General features: G+C 67.3%; 1 protein-coding gene and 1 pseudogene. Both read left to right on the top strand.

The annotated features are described in order from the left end of the window. Positions 1-239: pseudogene (locus tag R1101_RS28545) on the top strand (MerR family transcriptional regulator); the annotation flags it as partial. Then, the gene (locus R1101_RS0123890; protein ID WP_016935677.1) at positions 236-1072 is read left to right on the top strand and encodes a hypothetical protein; all 837 of its coding nucleotides are present in this window, start codon (positions 236-238) and stop codon (positions 1070-1072) included. The pseudogene R1101_RS28545 and the gene R1101_RS0123890, both read left to right, overlap by 4 nt. Positions 1073-1184: the final 112 nt, after the last annotated feature.

The raw sequence follows: 1184 nt of genomic DNA, 5'->3' as shown, positions 1-1184 counted from the left end.
CTGCCGCGGCCGACGAGATCACCGCCGTGATCGACGGCATGACCGCACTTCTCGACGACATCCCGATCATGGTGGAGGTGCTCGGTTCCTGGGCGGCCGAGGCGGCGACGGCCCTCGAATCGAACATCGACGTTCTCGCCGAGTTCCTGCCCGACCCGGCCCAGCAGGCCGTCGCGATCGGGTTCGTCCGGCGCGTCGCCGAACAATCGGGACCGCAACAGCACGGAGCGCGGTCATGACCGAGCGCACCGTCCGGCTCGTCCACCGGGCCGCCCTTGTCCTCACCGTAGTAGTGGCCTGCACGAACGCCGTCCTTGCTGCGCTGGACGTCTTCGCCCCGGCGACCGCGCTGAAGGTCTGGCTCGGATTCGAGCTACCTCTCGGGGTCCTGGTGCTGATCGTCGGAGCGGTGCGCATCCGAGTTCTGCGCCGATCCGAAGCCCCATGGGCGAGGGTGCTCGACGAACTCGTCGGCCGCGTGCCCGCAACCCTGATGCGCGCGGAGCTGAGAAGCTACCGCGCACTGTGGTTGCTGATACGAGGGCGTCGAGTCGATGCCGGCCCCGGGGTGACGACGATCGGCTACACCCGCGGCACGATGAGCGTGCCGATCGCGTGGCTCGTGGCGTCGGTCATCGAGATCGCGGTGGTCCACATACTCGTGCCCTGGGAGTGGCTGCGCTGGACGTTGTCGATCGTCTCGGTGTGCTCACTTCTTCCCCTGGTCGGGTGGCTCGCGGATCGTGTCGTCAATCCGCATCTTCTGACGCGGGACGGCCTGGTCCTGCGCGCCGGACATCAGGTCGTGGCACATATCGGCGCCGACAACCTGCAGCGATGCACTCCTCGCCACCGCTTCCGGCCGACGGAGACGCGCGTGGATGGCGAGGTGCTGTTCCTGCCCGGACCCGACGGCACCAATCTCGACCTCATGCTCGCGGAACCTGTCGACGTCCTGTTGCCGGCATTCTTCGAACACCGCCGCCGTCCGGCGCTCGTGAGCCGGGTCTCGATCCACGTCGACGATCCCGCGGTGGCGCGCCGAGTACTCGACGCCGCGCTTCTCACCTGATGCGGCGAGGGTGAAATCGACGATTTCGTCCACCGAATTCGCTTCACAGGCGGTGACCCGCGTTCATCGTGTATGTGACGAACGGAGTCCCCGTGTCCCGCAATTCGTCCCG

Source organism: Rhodococcus sp. R1101 (genome assembly GCF_000278445.1).
Taxonomy (GTDB): domain Bacteria; phylum Actinomycetota; class Actinomycetes; order Mycobacteriales; family Mycobacteriaceae; genus Rhodococcus; species Rhodococcus gordoniae.
This window is presented reverse-complemented; position numbering and strand designations above follow the sequence as displayed.